The organism is Streptomyces sp. H39-S7 (assembly GCF_027158205.1).
In the GTDB taxonomy this organism is placed as follows: domain Bacteria; phylum Actinomycetota; class Actinomycetes; order Streptomycetales; family Streptomycetaceae; genus Actinacidiphila.
The window spans coordinates 1-16,517 of record NZ_JAPVLU010000027.1; the positions used below are offsets into that span (position 1 = coordinate 1).

Here is a 16,517-nt window from a genome sequence, read left to right on the forward strand (position 1 = left end):
GAACGCTTCACGATCGACCCCACCCAGGCATAACAGCGGCAACCCGCCGCTTCACCCACCCCAACACCCCAACCAGCAGCGGGTTCGTGCTCAGACAGCTCTCAGAATCTGCGAACCCGCTGCTTTCGGTGTTCCGGTGGCACCTGGCCCCGGACGGTTTCGCCACCCGTCGTCAACTGCGGGCGCGTGAGCTGCGGCCCGGTGGTCAGGGCGTGGCCGCTCAGCTTGAGCGGCCACGCCGCCGCCGGGCCCCACTGGTCGCCTACCTCTACCGCGTGGACCTGGCCAAGCCGGTCCGGCCGATGACGCCGGCGAAGTACGCGGCGCTGGCTAAGGCCATGCAGGCGCGCCGGACCTGTCCGGTCTGCCGGACCGATGCCGGGTACTGCATCCCGGCCTCGCTCGGCATGTGCGTGCCCTGCGCCTATCCCACCGAATCGGAGACTCCGTGAACCTCACTGTGAGCACGCACAAGGCGTTTGGGCACCGCGAGAGCCTGCGCATCGCCAAGCAACTCGCCAAGCGGGCCGTGCCGCTCGTGAACCGGAACGTTCCCGGCTCGATGCCCGACGTGCAGATCGTCTTGACTACCGCCCGCAGTCTCGCGGAACTGGCCGTCGCGGTGGAAGCCGAGCTGGTCGGCGGCGCCGACAGGCGGGCGTTGGCCAAGGCGGTGCGCGAGGCAGAACGGCACGCCCGCGAAGCGGCGGGGCGTGCCGTGCCGCTGGCCGAAGGTGGGGCGCTGATCCTGGTCAATCTCGACCAGCACCGCACCGTGGCGGATCTCGCGATCACCCTCGTGCACGAGCTGGTGCACGCCATGCAGTTCAGCCGCCGGGGCGTGCGCGAACGCGTCATCGCCGACGTGCGCGACGAACTCGGCATCAAGCGCCTCTCCCACCGCCAAAGGCGCGAGAGCGCCCGCGCCCTGGAGCGCGAAGAGGAAGAGGCATACGAGCGCGAGTACCTCGCCGACCGGCTCGTTCCCGGCGCCACCGCCTGACCCGCACCACAGCGCACGTACTGGGGCGGCCGACCCCGGCCAAGGAAACCGGCCGCCCCGCACCCCTATCCGACCCAAGGGCACGACAGGAGAACTCCAGCATGAGTGAGAACGTCGTCCGTCTGTTCAAGGATCAGCCCACCACCACATCCAACGACGCGGCATCGGCCCCGGCCGCGCTCGCTGCCGTTCCCGCGGCTTCCGTCATCCCGCTGTGGGTGCGCTCCGCACGAGCCATCCAGACCGCAGCCACCCACGAACACACCCGCGCTGCCGGCCGGGTGGCCGTGCGGCACACGATGTACGCGGTTGGTGGTACCCGGATCGTGGCCCGCCGCACCTGGGAGGGACGAACCGCGTCCCGGTACGAGCGGATGCAGCGGGCCGCCGAGGCGGCGGGGAACTTGGAGCTGGCGGGAGAGTGGGAGGAGCGCGGGCAGCGTTTCCGCACCGAGCGCCACCGCCGCCGCATGGACCTGCTCACCGCCCCCGTCGACGCAGCCCGGGGCGTGCTGGTCGGCACCGGCATGGGCATCGGCTCACTGGTCGCACTCGGAGTCGTCCTGGCCATCGCCACCAAGGATGTCGGCGATGTGGTCACGCCGCTGATGGCAGTGGTGAACTTCATCAGCCTGCTCATCATCATCGTGCAGGCGGTATGGGGACCGCTGATCACCATCGGCCCCTTCCTCGCGCTGCTCGGTCTTTGGGCGGTCGGACGAAATCAGCAAGCCGCACCCCAGTGGGCGCTGCCCGCCACCGTCCGCAACGGCGAGGGCGAACCCATTACCCCGTCCATCGTGGTCAAGGCTCTGCGGGATCTGGGCGTTGCTCCGCTGCGCAACGCCATCAAGGAGATGGGTGACGCCGGCGCGGCCATGCTCGGCCCCATCCGTATCGCGGGGTGCGGGGTCGAGGTGGACGTGACGCTGCCGTCGGGGGTGTCGACGATCGAGGTGCAGAACCGGCGTCGCAAGCTCGCCGAGAACCTGGCCCGGCACGAGCACGAAGTGTTCATCACCATCCCCGTCGCGGCTCGCACGGTTCGCCTGTGGATCGCGGACAGTGGCGCCCTGGACGAGCCGATCGGGCCGTCCCCGCTGACCACCGACGACACGATGACCGCCGACTACACCAAGGGCCGCGCCCCCTGGGGCCAGGACCTGCGCGGCGACGCGGCAGTCATCAGCCTCTACCAGCGCCACCTCCTCATCACGGGGCTGTCGAACCAAGGCAAGACCGTCGCCCTGCGCTCCCTGGCCCTGTGGCTCGCGCTGGACCGGTCGGTGCAGTTCCTGATGGGCGACCTCAAGGGCGTGGGCGACTGGGCCATGTTCGATGGCCTGGCCACGACCCTGATCCAGGGGCCGACGGATGAGCACGTGATCCAGGTGACCGAGATGGTCGAAGGCGCGGTGCAGGAGATGAACCGCCGCATCCAGGCACCCCCCGGCACCGTGTTCCCCGCCCTGGTCGTGCTGGTCGATGAGGCGCAGGTCGCGTTCATGTGCCCGCTCAAGGACGCCGACAAGCGCCCCTATGGCGGCTCGAAGGCCAACTCCCGGTACTTCATGGCCGTCCGGAAGATCCACAACCAGGGGCGTGCCGTCAACGTCCTGATGTGGCAGGGCACGCAGGACCCCACGGACCAGAACCTGCCCAAGCTAGTCCGGGAAGGCGCCCACACCCGAGCTTCGCTCGCGCTGGGCACCGAGTCCCAAGCCCGCATGGCGCTCGGAGACAAGGCCGTCGACGGCGGCGCCGCACCGAACCTGCTCCGGCCGGGACTGGACCAAGGAACCCTGGTCGTCGCCTCCTCCGGCATCGACATTCCGGCTGGACAAGCGTCCATCACGGTCCGCACGCACTACATCAACGACGACGACGCAGAAGCCATCACCGACCGCGCCAAGGCGCTACGCGATGGCGTCACCACCCTGCACGTCATCGAGTCCGGCGAGGACCGCGATCCGCTCGCCGACATCGCGGCCGTCGTCGGCGACGCGGCGCGCGTGCTCACCCAAGACATCCTCAAGCGGCTCGCCGCGCTGAACGAGGACGCCTACGGCGGCTGGTCGTTCATCGACCTCAAGCGGGTGCTCGATGGCACCGGAGCCGAGCCGTACAAGTCCGACGGGCGCATGGTCATCGGCCGTGACCGCCTCCTGCGGGCACTGGCCAACCGCCCGGATGACGGTTCCGCTTCCGCGTCTGAGTGAAGGGAGGCGGGCGGTGGCGGGTCAGGGAGGCAGGGAGAACTCCCTGACCGCCTCCCTGACCCGCCACCCTTGGCCTGAACAGCGCAGATGATCCGCTAGGGAGGCAGGGAGGCGCGCAGGTCAGCGCCCTGAAAACCCCCTCCACACGCCACCCGACAGGGGTGCTCCCGCCTCCCTGCCATCCCCTTTGAAGGGATTCCGCATCGTGTCCGAGTACACCCACCACCAGCCTGCCGAGCAGGCCGTGACCATCTACCAGCCCACCCTCCTGACCCCGCTACCGGCCGCACCCACAGTGCCCGCCGTGATCCCCGGCCACGCCCCGGCGGTGCAGAGCGTCCAGCTCCCGGACGGGCGGATCGTCACCGGCTACGCACTCGCCCCGCACACCCCGGCGCCGGTCGCGTCCCCGGCGGTCAGCCGGACGGCCGTGAACCTCGCGCTTGGCGGAGTCGGGTTCGCCGCTGTGTGCGGCGGGCTGCTGATCCTCACGAGCTTCATCGCGGCGCTGGCCGCGTTCGTCCACCAGCTCATCATCCTGGCCGCCGTCATCTTCGGCGGCTCCGTCGCCATCCGCATCCTCGGACCCAGCCACGGCACGGGCGGGACGGTCATCAACATCGGCCGCGCCATCTTCAAGCGCAACAAGTTCTACGGCTGACAAGGAGACCGGCACCGTGATCCGACTCCGCATCATGGTCACCTACTGCCCCCGCCGGGCCGTGGCCCTGGCCGACACCCCCCGCCCCGACTGCCTCAACTGCCAGGGAACGGGCGGCATCGCACACGACTACGGCGACCACGAGACCGGCGAGTACGCCGGTGCCCACTGGGAGCCCTGCCCGTGCTGGACGCAGTGGGCCGTGATTCTGCTCCCCCTGCCGCGCCGGCCCCGCCGCACCCCGTCCGGCACCTACAGCGCAGAACCGCCCTTCTAGCTACGCCGAGGGCGGCCCCCGTCTCGCCAAAGTCACGGGCCGCCCTCGCATCCAGCGCATCCATTCAGAGAACTGGAGAACTCCAGCATGACCCAACCCACCGACATCCGGCGAGTGTCCGGACGACAGCCCCGCTTACTGGATCTGTTCTGCTGCCAGGGCGGCGCGAGCAAGGGCTACGACGGCACCGGCTTCGAGGTGACCGGCGTCGACAAGGACCCCCAGCCCCGCTACCCGTACCGGTTCGTGCAGGCGGACGCCATCGCGTTCGTGCTCGAACACGGCGCCGCGTTCGACTTCATCCACGCCTCCCCGCCGTGCCAGCACGACACCGAATGCCAGCGCCTGCGGGGCAACACCCATCCCGACCTGATCGCCCCCACCCGCGCCGCCCTCGAAACGACTGGGCGTCCGTGGGTGATGGAGAACGTCGGCGGCGCTGCCCGCAAGCTGAACGCTCCAGTGATGCTGTGCGGGCCGATGTTCGCTCTGGAGACCTACCGGCACCGGTTCTTTGAGACCGGCGGCGGCTTCCTCCTCGAACAGCCCGGCCACTACCCGCACACCGTGCCCCAGGCCAAAATGGGCCGCCCCATCCCGCCCGGCCACTACGGGCAGTTCATCGGCAACTTCTCCGGCGTCGACCTCGCCCGCCGCGTGATGGGCGTCCCGTGGATGAACCGCGACGGCATCCGTGAATGCATCCCGCCCGCCTACGCCGAGCACATCGGCCGCGCCGCCTTCCGCTCCCTGGCCCCCCGGCTGGAGGTGGCGGCATGAGCGAACACCTGCACACCGCGCTCAGCCTCGCGTCCATCGGTGTTCCCCCGTTGCCGCTGCGGTCGGGGAAGGTGCCGTTCGGGAACTGCCGCACCTGCTCCGCCAACGCGTGCGGCGGCCGGCCGAACATGAAGGCCCCCGGCTCCTGCACCTGCCCGAACCCGTGCCACGGCTGGGCCGCTGCGACCACCGACCCCCGCATCATCAACTCGTCCTCGTGGCGGCGGGCGTGGCAGGAGGCGGCGGGCGTGGCCTACCACCCCGGCGGCGCCGGACTCACCGTCGTGGACCTCGACAACCCGGCCGCTATCGCGTGGGCCCGGGATGCTCTGCCCGCCACCCGGACCGTGCCGACGACCCGGGGCGAGCACTGGCTCTACCAGGGCGCCATGCAGAGCGCCAACGGCGTACGGCCCGGCGTCGACATCAAGTCGACCATGGCCTACGCCCGGTGGCTCAACCCCGGAACCGGCACCATGACTGCCCTGCCGGACGTCGTCCGCGCCCTGACCACGAAGCACCCGGCCCCGGCCCGACCGGCAGCCGTCACGGCGCCCGCGCCTACCAGGGGCGGGCAGTGCCCCCACCGCACGGCCACCTACCTGGACCGTGGCATGGCGATGGCCGAGCAGCGCATCGCCGATGCCCGGGAAGCGGTGCACGCGACCGTGTATCGGACGTTCCTCGCCGTGTTGTCCGCGCATGGCCGGTGCGGGTGCCTCACCCCGGCGCACACCGCCCGGCTGTTCGCTGCCGCGCAGGCCAAGGGCGAATCGGCCCGGCACTGCACCGATGCGTGGACCAACGCGCTGACCCGATTGGGGCTGTGACCATGGCTGAGGACGACGACAAGACTCCCGCGCGCGTGACCATCACTGACTACGCGCAATCGCACTTTCGGTACTTCCGTACCGCTGAGGGGACTGTGTACGCGCAGCGCAACGGCCACCCGGTGGCCCGGCCGATGCGCTCGCAGGGCACGACCGGCAGCCACCGCCAAGAGCTCATCGTTGGCATGTACCGGGACGGGGTCGGGGTGTTCAACGGGACCGCGCTGAAAGAGGCGCTGGACTTGATTGAGGCGCTGGCGCTGTACGAGGAGACGCACGCGGTGAACATCCGCGTCGCGCCGGGGTTCGACGGGGCGACGTGGCTGGACCTGGGCCGTGATGACGGGCAGTCCGTACGTATCCACCCCACCGGGTGGGACATCCTCACCCCCGACCCACGGGAGGTGTGCTGGCGGCGCACCCAGCTCACCGGGGAACTGCCCCTGCCGGCCAAAGACACCGGCGGCAAGGGCATCGACCTGCTGATGCGCTTGTGCAACTTCGCCACCGCCGAGACCGAGTGCCTGGCCATCGCGTGGCTGATCGGCTGCCTGGGGCCGTCCGTGCCGGTACCCGCACCGTTCCTCACCGGCCCGCAAGGTGCGGGGAAGTCCACCGCTGGGCGGATGCTCCTGCGGATCATCGAGGGCATGAGCGGGGACCTGCGCCGGGCACCGAAGGACGAAGGGGACCTGCTCGCGGCAGTCGCGGCCGGGTGGATCACCGCCCTGGACAACCTCTCCCACATGACGCCGGACCTGTCCGACGCGATGTGCTGCATCGTGACCGGCGCCGAGAGCGTCAAGCGGGCCCTGTTCAGTGACGGGGATGTTTTCCGGCTCGGCTACCGCCGCCCCTTGCTGCTGACCGGCATCGACGTGGGAGTCATCCGGCCCGACCTGGCGGAACGGCTGCTGCCGCTGCGGTTGGAGCGGCCCCGGATCCGGCGCACCGAAGCGGAACTCTGGGCCGAGTTCGCGGAGGTTCTGCCCGTCATTCTCGGCTCGCTGCTGGACATGACCGTCAAGGTTCGCGCCATGGACGTGGAAACCCCCACGGACCTGCGGATGGCGGACTTCGCGCACCTGTGCGCGCAACTCGACGCGGCCGCCGGGCTCGGGGCGCTTCCCGCGTACCGGGCGAGTCTGGATGATCTGAATGACGACGTGATCGAAGGTGATCTGCTCGCGCAGACCGTCCTCAAGCACGCCGAGAGCATTGAGCCGGGTGCAGAGCAGCGGATGACGTCCACGCAGTGGCTGCACTGCCTCAGCCGCCTGCACAGCGGCGAGGAACTGCGTCCCCTGCCTAAAGGGTGGCCGACGACCGGGAAAGTCCTCTCCGACCGCCTCAAGCGCCTTCAACCGACGCTGGCCGCGCGCGGTGTCCTCATCGACAACGGACGCACCAGCGAGGGCCGCTACCTCGAAATGACCCGCCCGGCCGGGCCACCCCCGCCGGAGCCGCAGCGGGCGTTCTGACCCGCGCGCCCGTTCACTTGGACAAGCAAGAAGAGCACCAGCCGCGACGGGGGTGCTCCTCTTGCTGTTCGGCGAACGCCGCTTGAAGGTCGTGCCGCGCAGCGGCTCCTTCTTCGCTCTGTGAGGCGCACCGGACCACAACAGAACAGCCCCTTCTTTTTTCCTAAGAAGGAAGAACCTGCGTCATCTGCGTCATGCGGGCCGAAAAACAGGCCCTGAGCTGCGGCAACGGCCATGACGCAGACGGCGGCGCCTGCGTCATCCTGCGTCATCTGCGTCATGCGATGACGCAGCCCATGACGCACCCATGACGCAGCCCCCAACCTCTACGTCACGCAAAACCGCAGGTCAGAAGCGCGAATGACGCCGATGACGCAATGACGCAGAAATCCCCACCTCCGTCAGGCGCAACGCCCCCACTCCGCAAACGGCCCGAGGAGACACAGAACGATGGCAACGCCCGCCACGAGTGACCCGCGTACCGCCCTGCGCTCCGGTCTCCCGGACCGCTACCTCACCCCCGAAGACCTCGTAATCCTGCTGGGGCTCCCCAGCGTCGAGACCGTCTACGCATGGCGCCGCAAGCGCGTCGGACCGCCCGGCTTCCGCGTCGGCAAGCACCTGCGCTACGACCCCGCCGCCGTCCAAGCGTGGGTGGCTGGTCGCATGGCGCTGGACGCCATGTAGCAACTCCTCCACCACAGAGCGGCCGGACAGCCAATGAGGTTGTCCGGCCGCTCTGCGCTCACGCCCTGATCACCACCACATCGAAAGGATCAGCTCACCATGGCTGGCCACATCCAAGACCGCTGGTTCAAGACCGAGACCGACGTCAAGGGCAAAACCACCCGCGTGAAGTCGGAGCGCCACGGATCCGGCCTGCGCTACCGGGCTCGGTACGTCGGGCCCGACGGCACCGAGAAGTCCAAGAGCTTTCCCGACGGACAGAAGCGCCTCGCTGACAAATGGCTCGCGCAGATCGAGGCCGATATGGCGCGCGGCCAGTACATCGACCCGAAGGCGGGTCGCACCACCTTTCAGCAGTACGCCGAACGCTGGGTAGCAGCCCAGACGACCGACGTTTCCACGCGAGCGGGCACAGAGTCCCGGCTCAGGCTGCACGCCTATCCGCACATGGGCTCGCGCCCGCTCGGGTCCTTCCAGCCGGAACACATTCGCGAATGGTCCCGGCACCTGGAAGACAAGGGGCTTGCCGCCTCCTACCGGCGCGTCATCTTTGCCAACGTGTCCGCCGTCTTCACGGCCGCCACGGATGACGGACTCATCGGCAAGAATCCGTGCCGCGCGTCCTCGGTGAAAGCGCCGGCCATGGTCCCCAGTCGGGTGCGGCCCTGGACGGCTGAGCGCGTGTTCGCCGTACGGGCGGCCCTGCCTGCGCAGTACCGCGCCATGGCGGACGCGGGCGGCGGTTGCGGCCTGCGACAGGGCGAGATTTTCGGGCTTCCCGTCGATGAAGTCGGTTTCCTGACCGGGTGGGTGCACGTCGCCTACCAGGTGAAGTTGGTCGACGGTCAAGCCGTGTTCGCCCCGCCGAAGCGTGGAAAGGTGCGCGACGTGCCTTTGCCCGAACGGGTCGGGCAGGCGTTCGCGGCCCACATGAAGCAGTTCCCGCCCGTGGACGTCACGTTGCCCTGGTTGGCCCCGGGAGGACGGCCCGTCACAAAGAAGCTGATGTTCACTGCTCCCGACGGCGGCGCGCTCCTGCGCAACAACTTCAACGTCCAGGCATGGAAGCCCGCCCTCGTGGCCGCTGGTGTCCTTCCCGAGCCCGAACCGGGCCAGCGGATCGCGGAATCTCGCGAGGACGGTATGCACGCGCTCCGGCACTTCTACGCGTCCGTCCTGCTGGACGGCGGGGAGAACGTCAAGGCGCTGAGCTCGTACCTGGGGCACAGCGACGCGGGGTTCACGCTGCGGGTCTACACGCACCTGATGCCGAGCAGCGAGAGCCGCACGCGGAAGGCGGTCGACGGCATGTATCGGGCGGCCGGTGAAGGGAACGACGGCCCACAGGCGGCCCAGGCGGCATGACGGCGCCCCCACCAGCGGAATATCCGCTGGTGGGGGCCTGTCTGGTTCCAGCCCTGGCTTAGTTTAACTAGAACTGGTATCAGTTCTGAAACAGCGTCAGGTATGGGCCGACCCGCAGGAGGCACCAGTAATGACCGACCTCATAGAACACGGACAGCTGTTCATCGGCGGGGAGTTGGTGGACCCGCTCGGCAGCGAGACCATCGAGGTCATCTCCCCGCACACCGAGCAGGTCATCGGCCGGGTGCCGCACGCCTCCCGCGCCGACGTGGACCGGGCGGTCGCCACCGCCCGCAAGGCCTTCGACGAGGGCCCGTGGCCGCGGATGACCCTCGACGAGCGGATCGCCGTCGTCACCCGCATCAAGGACGCCATCGCCGTCCGGTACGACGAGATCGGCCGACTCATCAGCTCGGAGAACGGCTCCCCCTACTCCTGGAGCATCCTCGCCCAGGCGCTCGGCGCGATGATGGTGTGGGACGCGGCGATCACCGTCGCCCGGGACTTCCCCTACGAGGAGCACCGCACCGGCGTCCTCGGCCCGATCCTGGTCCGCCGCGAACCCGTCGGGGTCGTCGCGGCCGTGGTGCCCTGGAACGTTCCGCAGTTCACCGCCGCCGCGAAGCTCGCCCCCGCGCTGCTCACCGGCTGCACGGTCGTGCTGAAGCCATCGCCGGAGACCCCGCTCGACGCGTACGTGCTGGCCGAGATCACCAGGGAGGCCGGGCTGCCCGAGGGCGTGCTGTCCATCCTGCCGGCCGGCCGCGAGGTCAGCGAGTACCTCGTCGGGCACCCCGGCGTCGACAAGGTGTCGTTCACCGGCTCGGTCGGGGCCGGCCGGCGGGTGATGGAGGTCGCGTCCCGCAACCTCACCCGCGTCACGCTGGAGCTGGGCGGCAAGTCCGCCGCCGTCATCCTCGCGGACGCGGACCTGGACACCACCGTCCCCGGCATCACCTCGGCCGCCTGGATGAACAACGGCCAGGCGTGCGTGGCCCAGACCCGGATCCTGGCGCCGCGCTCGCGCTACGACGAGATCGCCGAGCGCTTCGCCGCGGCCGCCTCCGCGCTGGTCGTCGGCGATCCGCTCGACCCGGCCACCGAGGTCGGCCCGCTGGTCGCGAAGCGCCAGCAGCAGCGCTCGTTCGACTTCATCGGCATCGGCCAGGAGGAGGGCGCCAAGGTCCTCACCGGCGGCGGGCGCCCGGCCGGCCTGGACACCGGCTGGTACGTGGAGCCGACGCTCTTCGGCGACGTCAGCAACACCATGCGGATCGCCCGCGAGGAGATCTTCGGCCCCGTCATCTGCCTGCTCCCGTACGACGACGAGGCCGAGGCGCTGCGGATCGCCAACGACTCCGAGTTCGGCCTCTCCGGCAGCGTCTGGACCGCCGACGTGGAGCACGGCATCGACATCGCCCGCCGGGTCCGCACCGGCACGTACTCGGTGAACACCTTCAGCCTCGACATGCTCGGTCCGTTCGGCGGCTACAAGAACTCCGGTGTGGGAAGGGAGTTCGGCCCCGAGGGCTTCGGCGAGTACCTGGAGCACAAGATGATCCACCTGCCGGCCGGATACCAGGCGGCGGCCGGTACGGCGGCCGGTACGGCGGGGGCGGAGGGCTGATGGGCGACCGCTGGCACATCGAGGTGGACCGTACGGTCTGCATCGGCTCCGGCATGTGCGTCAACTCCGCCCCGGACGGCTTCACCCTCGACGGCGCCCGGCAGTCCCACCCGGCGCTGGCCGAGACGGACGCCTCCGAAGTGCTCCTGGAGGCTGCCGAGAACTGCCCGGTGGAGGCGATCGCCATCACGCTGCTCGGGACGGGGGAGCCGGTCTTTCCGCCGGAGGAGTAGCGTGGCGGCCGTTCCGCCGCAGGTCAGGCAAGTCCCCCACGGCACCCGTGCATTACGCACATATGCATTCTGCACGGGTCTTTCGTTACGGACGCGACTGTTCCCCGTTTCGGCTACGTGAAAATCTCAAGACCTCGCGGCCGGAGGGGGAGAGTCATGGACAAGCGGTACGAAGTCTTTTGCCTAGTCGACAGGTACTTCTACGAGACTCCGGACCGCTTGTCCGCCGGCTCCGCATCCGACGCTGGTTCCGGCGTTTCGCTCTTCGAGCCGGCTCAGCGCCCCGTCCCCGACGGCTGGCGCACCGGGCGCTCCGGCGACTGGCTGCACCTCGCGCCGGTGAACGCCGACGGTTCGCCCAGGACCGGAGCGCCCCTGCAGGGCTGGAAGATCCATGTCTCCGCGTGTCTGGAGAACGCCGAGAAGACCCTCGCGAAGGTCTGGGACTACTGCGTCCCGCGCGACATAGCGTTCAAGTTCGTCCCCAGCCTGCCCGCCGTGCACCTGCGCAACTCCAAGTACGCGCCGCGGGAGGGCAGCGGCAAGTTCGTGACCATCTACCCGTTGCACGAGGAGCAGCTCCACACCATCCTGCGCGAGCTGGAGGAGCTGCTGGCCGGCGAGGCCGGCCCGTACATCCTCAGCGACCTGCGCTGGAACCAGGGACCGCTCTACGTGCGCTACGGCGGGTTCGCCCCGCGGTACTGCGTCGACGGGGCGGGTGCGCTGGTCACCGCGATCGAGGACGCCGACGGGGTGCTCGTACCGGACCGCCGGGAGCCGGCCTTCCACGTGCCTGCGTGGGTGAAGCTGCCCGACTTCCTGCAGCCGCACCTGGACGCCCGCAACGCCACGACCACCAACGACCTGCCCTACCGCATCGAGAGCGCGCTGCACTTCTCCAACGGCGGCGGGGTCTACACCGGGCAGGACGTGCGGACCGGCGAGAAGGTCGTCCTCAAGGAGGCCAGGCCGTACGCCGGGCTGGCTTCCGACGGGGCCGACGCCGTCGCCCGGCTGGAGCGTGAGAAGACCGCTCTGGAACGGCTGTCCGGTCTGGGCGTCGCACCCGAGGCCCGCGACTGGTTCGTGCTGGGCGAGCACCGCTTCCTGGTGATGGACTTCCTGGAGGGCCGGACTCTCAACTCGTTCTTCGCCCGGCGCCATCCGCTGCTCTCCGGGGACCCGGACCCGGCGGCCATCGCCGACTACACCGACTGGGCGCTGGGCATCCATGCCGCGGTCGAGAAGGCCGTCGCCGCCGTGCACAGCCGCGGTGTGGTCTTCAACGACCTGCACATGTTCAACATCATGGTCGGGCCGGACGAACGGTCGGTGCAGCTGCTCGACTTCGAGGCCGCCGCGCACATCGACGAGCACACCCGCCAGGCCCTGGCCCACCCCGGTTTCATCGCCCCGGCGGACCGCAGGGGCTTCGACGTGGACCGGTACGCGCTCGCCTGCCTGCGGCTGGCGCTGTTCCTGCCGATGACGACGCTCTTCGTGGTCGACCGCGACAAGGCCCGGCACCTGGCGGACCTGATCGCCGAAGAGTTCCCGGTGCCCCGGGACTTCCTGGACCAGGCCGTCGAGACCATCACCGGCCTCAGCCCCGCCACCCGCGGCAGGAAGCCGTCCTACGTGCCCGTGCGGGCGGCCGACTGGCCGCGCAGCCGGGACTCGATGGTCGCCGCGATCCTCGCCTCGGCGACCCCGGACCGCGAGGACCGGCTCTTCCCCGGGGACGTCGCCCAGTTCTCCGACGGCGGTGGCATCGGCTTGGCGCACGGCGCCGCCGGCGTCCTGTACGCCCTCGCCGAGACCGGCGCCGACCGGTACGAAGCAGGGGAGGAGTGGCTGCTGCGCCGGACCGACCCGCCGCCTCCCGGCGCCCTGCTGGGTCTCTACGACGGCATGCTCGGCACCGCGTTCGTCCTGGACCGCCTCGGCCACACCGCGCGCGCCCTGGACCTGGCCGAGCGCGTGCTGAGCGAGAGGTGGCAGCGCCTGGTGCCGGACCTGTACGGCGGTCTCGCCGGCGTGGGTCTGGCGCTCGAGTCCCTGTCCCGGACCACCGGCGAGAGCGGTCTGCGCGCGAAAGCCGTGGAAGCCGCCCAACTGCTCGCCGACCAGCTGTCCGGTGAGCCAGGCAAGCACACCGGGCTGCTGCGCGGCGCCACCGGATCCGCCCTGCTCTTCCTGCGCCTGTACGAGCAGACCGGCGCGCCCGCGCTGCTCGATCTCGCCGCGACCGCGCTGCGCCAGGACCTCGCCAAGTGTCGCGAGGACCGGGAGGGCACCCTGGTCGTCGACGAGGGCTGGCGCACCATGCCCTACCTGGGCGCGGGCAGCGTCGGCATCGCAATGGTCCTCGACGACTACCTCGCGCACCGGCCCGACGAGGAGTTCGAACGGGCACGCGCGGGGATCCTGCCTGCGGCGACGTCGCGCTTCTACGCGCAGCCCGGGCTCTTCAACGGGCGGGCCGGCATGATCCTGCACCTCGGCCGCACCACGACCCCGGCCGACGCGGTCCCCGGCCGCCTCGCCGCCCAGATCGCCGCACTCGACTGGTACGCCATGCCCTACCAGGGCCATCTCACCTTCCCCGGCGACCAGATGATGCGGCTCTCCATGGACCTCACCACCGGAACGGCCGGCTGCCTGCTCGCGCTCGGCGCGGCACTGGGCGAACAGCCCGCGGCCCTTCCGTTCCTCCCGCCGCTCAAGCGGCCCCAGAACGGTCCCTTCACCGGGTCCGGAAACACAACCCCGTCCCCATGATGGAAAGGAACACACCATGGCACTTCTCGACCTTCAGAGCATGGACGCCCCGCAGAACGGTGCCGGCGGCCATGCCAGCTCCCTGAGCCTGCTCCTCTGCTCCGCCAGCCAGGCCAGCGTCGGCCTCTGCCTCTGACCTACTGGCGTCGCCAGTAGGCAGCTGAGCACGGACACGGTCCCGGGCGGCCTTACGCCGCCCGGGGCCGTACCCCGTTCCCCCAAGGTGAGGACCTCCACCCCATGGCGCCCTCCACCGGTACGGAGACCAGTCGGACCACGGACACATCCGTCGCCGGATCGGCGGTGCCCGTCGCGGCCGAAGCCGACCGGCTGCTGCGCGCGGCGCTGCGGCACAGCGCGGGCCGCAGCGCCGCGCTCTGCCTGTGCACCACCGCCTCCGCGGTCATCGGGCTGGCCCTGCCGGCTGCCCTCGGCCGGACCCTGGACCTGCTGCTGACCGGGGACAGCGGACCGCAGGCGACCCACTGGGTCCTGCTGTGCACCGCCCTCACCTGCGTAATCGTCCTTCTCGACACCGGTAGTGAGCTGATCACCGGTGTCACCAACGCCTGCGGCACCGCCTGGGTACGCGGCCGGCTGCTGCGCCACGTGCTGGCCACCGGACCGCGCGTCACCTCCCGCTTCCCGCCCGGCGACCTGGTCGCCCGGCTCACCGGCAACGCGGCGCACGCGGGCACCGCCCCGGCCGCGCTCGCCACGCTGCTCGCCACCGTGATCACCCCGGCCGGCGGCATCGTCGCGCTCGCCGTCATCGACCCCTGGCTCGCCGTCGCGTTCGTCGCCGGGCTGCCGGTCCTCGCCCTGACCGTGCGGGCGTTCGTCCGCCACACCACCGACAGCGTCGCGCGCTACCTGACCGTCCAGGGCGACATCGCGGGGCGGCTCGTCGAAGCCCTCGCCGGCGCCCGCACCATCGCCGCCGCCGCGACCACCGAACGAGAGGTCGCCCGGGTCCTGGAGCCCCTGCCCGAACTGCGTCGCCAGGGACTGCGGATGTGGCACGTCCAGGGCCGTTCCAACGCCCAGGCCGCCGTCATCGTCCCACTGCTGCAGATCGCCGTACTCGCCGTCGCCGGCGTCCGCGTCGCCCAGGGGACCCTGAGCGTCGGCGACCTGCTGGCGGCCTCGCGCTACGCCATGTTCGCCGCCGCCCTCGGCATGGCCGTGGGCCAGGTCAACGGCCTGGTCCGCAGCCGCACCGCCGCCCGGCGCCTCGCCGAGGTGCTCGCGGAACCCGCCACCGCGTACGGGCGTGAGCACCTTCCCGCAGGCGGCACGGGGCGGCTCGAACTGCGCGGCATCACCGCCGTACGCGGCGGCCGCGCCGTCCTGGACGGCCTCGACCTGACGCTGCCCGGCGGCACGTCCGTGGCGCTCGTCGGCCGGTCGGGCACCGGCAAGTCCTTGCTGGCCGCGATCGCCGGGCGGCTCGCCGACCCGGACGGGGGGACCGTGGCCCTCGACGGCGTCGCGCTCACCGCCCTCTCGCACGACGAGCTGCGCGGTGCCGTCGGCTATGCCTTCGAACGCCCCGCGCTGCTGGGCGGCACCATCGGCGGCACCATCGCCTTCGGCATCCCCGAGCCCGGACCGGGGAAGGTGACCGAGGCCGCGGGCACCGCCTGCGCCGACTACTTCATCCAGCTCCTCCCGGAGAAGTACGCCACGCCCTGCGGTGACGCCTTCCTGTCCGGCGGCGAGTCGCAACGGCTCGGGCTCGCCCGCGCCTTCGCCCACCCGGGCCGGCTGCTGATCCTCGACGACGCGACGTCCAGCCTCGACACGGTCACCGAGTTCCGTGTCACCGCGGCGCTGCTGCGCCCCACCCCCGACCGCTCCCGTCTGATCGTGGCGCACCGCGCCTCTACCGCCGCCCGCGCCGATCTCGTGGCCTGGCTCGACGACGGCCGGATCCGCGCCGTCGCCCCGCACGACCGGCTGTGGCGGCTGCCCGAGTACCGGGCGGTCTTCCACGCTCCGGCTGATGACGCCGCGGCCGATCCCGTTCCGGACCGGTCCGGGGAAGAGACCGAGGAGGCGGGATCGTGGTGACCCGGGCGGACGGCCGGGCCCCGTCCGGCCTGTGGGCCGAGGGGATCCGCTTCCTGCGGCGGCGGCCGAGGGTGGTGGGCGCGCTTCTCGGCTGGTCGGTGCTCGAAGCCGTCGAGACGTTTCTGACCGGATTCGCTCTGGCGCGGGCCGTGGACGACGGGTTCCTCGCGGGGCGCGCGGCAGTGGGTCTCGGTTGGCTGGGCCTCGCCGCGCTGGCCGTGGCGGCGGGCGCGTTCGGCGCCGGCCGGGTCTACCGGGCGGTGGCCGCCCTGGTGGAGCCGCTGCGCGACGGCCTGGTGCGGCGGGTGGTGGTCCGGGGCCTGGCGGACGCGGTACACGACCCGCACCGCGCGGACACCGCGGTCGTCTCCCGGCTGACCCAGCAGGTCGAGATCGCCCGCGACACGTTCGCCGGGCTCGTGATGGTGTCGCGGTCCTTCCTGTTCACCGTCGCGGGCGCCCTGATCGGACTGCTCTCGCTGGCGCCTGTCCTGCTG

At 70.8% G+C, this 16,517-nt stretch carries 15 protein-coding genes; all 15 read left to right on the forward strand.

All coding sequences use genetic code 11. The features are described from left to right. The first annotated feature begins 128 nt into the window (after positions 1 to 128). Entirely contained in the window at positions 129 to 452 is a 324-nt protein-coding gene (locus tag O3X23_RS24945; protein ID WP_269273877.1) for an RRQRL motif-containing zinc-binding protein, read from the forward strand. Then, positions 449 to 1,003, forward strand: a complete 555-nt coding sequence (locus O3X23_RS24950) for a hypothetical protein (protein WP_269273767.1) — start codon at positions 449 to 451, stop codon at positions 1,001 to 1,003. Before O3X23_RS24945 ends, O3X23_RS24950 begins: the two co-directional genes overlap by 4 nt. A gap of 101 nt (positions 1,004 to 1,104) precedes the next feature. Further along, positions 1,105 to 3,222, forward strand: coding sequence for an FtsK/SpoIIIE domain-containing protein (locus O3X23_RS24955; RefSeq protein WP_269273768.1), 2,118 nt, complete (start codon positions 1,105 to 1,107; stop codon positions 3,220 to 3,222). A gap of 202 nt (positions 3,223 to 3,424) precedes the next feature. Next, the gene (locus tag O3X23_RS24960) at positions 3,425 to 3,883 is read left to right on the forward strand and encodes a hypothetical protein (RefSeq protein WP_269273878.1); all 459 of its coding nucleotides are present in this window, start codon (positions 3,425 to 3,427) and stop codon (positions 3,881 to 3,883) included. 16 nt (positions 3,884 to 3,899) lie between these two features. Next, positions 3,900 to 4,160, forward strand: a complete 261-nt coding sequence (locus tag O3X23_RS24965; protein ID WP_269273770.1) for a hypothetical protein — start codon at positions 3,900 to 3,902, stop codon at positions 4,158 to 4,160. An 87-nt stretch (positions 4,161 to 4,247) separates the two neighbouring features. Beyond that, complete coding sequence (locus O3X23_RS24970; RefSeq protein ID WP_269273771.1) at positions 4,248 to 4,940, forward strand: class I SAM-dependent methyltransferase; 693 nt, start codon at positions 4,248 to 4,250, stop codon at positions 4,938 to 4,940. Further along, on the forward strand, positions 4,937 to 5,770 hold the full coding sequence (locus O3X23_RS24975) for a bifunctional DNA primase/polymerase (RefSeq protein WP_269273772.1): 834 nt from the start codon (positions 4,937 to 4,939) through the stop codon (positions 5,768 to 5,770). Before O3X23_RS24970 ends, O3X23_RS24975 begins: the two co-directional genes overlap by 4 nt. Before the next feature lie 2 nt (positions 5,771 to 5,772). Next, positions 5,773 to 7,251 (forward strand): ATP-binding protein, encoded by a 1,479-nt coding sequence (locus tag O3X23_RS24980; RefSeq protein ID WP_269273774.1) that lies wholly within the window; start codon positions 5,773 to 5,775, stop codon positions 7,249 to 7,251. Positions 7,252 to 7,701: 450 nt separating this feature from the next. Beyond that, positions 7,702 to 7,938, forward strand: a complete 237-nt coding sequence (locus O3X23_RS24985) for a helix-turn-helix transcriptional regulator (RefSeq protein ID WP_269273775.1) — start codon at positions 7,702 to 7,704, stop codon at positions 7,936 to 7,938. A 99-nt stretch (positions 7,939 to 8,037) separates the two neighbouring features. Beyond that, positions 8,038 to 9,303: a tyrosine-type recombinase/integrase gene (locus tag O3X23_RS24990; protein WP_269273777.1), complete on the forward strand. Its 1,266-nt coding sequence runs from the start codon at positions 8,038 to 8,040 to the stop codon at positions 9,301 to 9,303. 130 nt (positions 9,304 to 9,433) lie between these two features. Next, on the forward strand, positions 9,434 to 10,930 hold the full coding sequence (locus O3X23_RS24995; protein ID WP_269273779.1) for an aldehyde dehydrogenase: 1,497 nt from the start codon (positions 9,434 to 9,436) through the stop codon (positions 10,928 to 10,930). Continuing rightward, positions 10,930 to 11,163 (forward strand): ferredoxin, encoded by a 234-nt coding sequence (locus tag O3X23_RS25000; protein ID WP_269273780.1) that lies wholly within the window; start codon positions 10,930 to 10,932, stop codon positions 11,161 to 11,163. The genes O3X23_RS24995 and O3X23_RS25000 overlap by 1 nt, the downstream gene beginning before the upstream one ends. 156 nt (positions 11,164 to 11,319) lie before the next feature. Further along, the gene (lanKC, locus tag O3X23_RS25005) at positions 11,320 to 13,947 is read left to right on the forward strand and encodes a class III lanthionine synthetase LanKC (protein WP_269273782.1); all 2,628 of its coding nucleotides are present in this window, start codon (positions 11,320 to 11,322) and stop codon (positions 13,945 to 13,947) included. A 16-nt stretch (positions 13,948 to 13,963) separates the two neighbouring features. Beyond that, positions 13,964 to 14,083 (forward strand): SapB/AmfS family lanthipeptide, encoded by a 120-nt coding sequence (locus O3X23_RS25010; RefSeq protein ID WP_269273784.1) that lies wholly within the window; start codon positions 13,964 to 13,966, stop codon positions 14,081 to 14,083. 104 nt (positions 14,084 to 14,187) lie between these two features. Continuing rightward, on the forward strand, positions 14,188 to 16,020 hold the full coding sequence (locus O3X23_RS25015) for an ABC transporter ATP-binding protein (RefSeq protein WP_269273785.1): 1,833 nt from the start codon (positions 14,188 to 14,190) through the stop codon (positions 16,018 to 16,020). The last annotated feature ends 497 nt before the right edge of the window (positions 16,021 to 16,517 follow it).

Coding starts and splice junctions, on each gene's coding strand:
- O3X23_RS24955 (WP_269273768.1), top strand. CDS start 1,105: ATGAGTGAGAACGTCGTCCGTCTGTTCAAGGATCAGCCCACCACCACA.
- O3X23_RS24970 (WP_269273771.1), top strand. CDS start 4,248: ATGACCCAACCCACCGACATCCGGCGAGTGTCCGGACGACAGCCCCGC.
- O3X23_RS24975 (WP_269273772.1), top strand. CDS start 4,937: ATGAGCGAACACCTGCACACCGCGCTCAGCCTCGCGTCCATCGGTGTT.
- O3X23_RS24980 (WP_269273774.1), top strand. CDS start 5,773: ATGGCTGAGGACGACGACAAGACTCCCGCGCGCGTGACCATCACTGAC.
- O3X23_RS24985 (WP_269273775.1), top strand. CDS start 7,702: ATGGCAACGCCCGCCACGAGTGACCCGCGTACCGCCCTGCGCTCCGGT.
- O3X23_RS24990 (WP_269273777.1), top strand. CDS start 8,038: ATGGCTGGCCACATCCAAGACCGCTGGTTCAAGACCGAGACCGACGTC.
- O3X23_RS24995 (WP_269273779.1), top strand. CDS start 9,434: ATGACCGACCTCATAGAACACGGACAGCTGTTCATCGGCGGGGAGTTG.
- O3X23_RS25000 (WP_269273780.1), top strand. CDS start 10,930: ATGGGCGACCGCTGGCACATCGAGGTGGACCGTACGGTCTGCATCGGC.
- lanKC (WP_269273782.1), top strand. CDS start 11,320: ATGGACAAGCGGTACGAAGTCTTTTGCCTAGTCGACAGGTACTTCTAC.
- O3X23_RS25010 (WP_269273784.1), top strand. CDS start 13,964: ATGGCACTTCTCGACCTTCAGAGCATGGACGCCCCGCAGAACGGTGCC.
- O3X23_RS25015 (WP_269273785.1), top strand. CDS start 14,188: ATGGCGCCCTCCACCGGTACGGAGACCAGTCGGACCACGGACACATCC.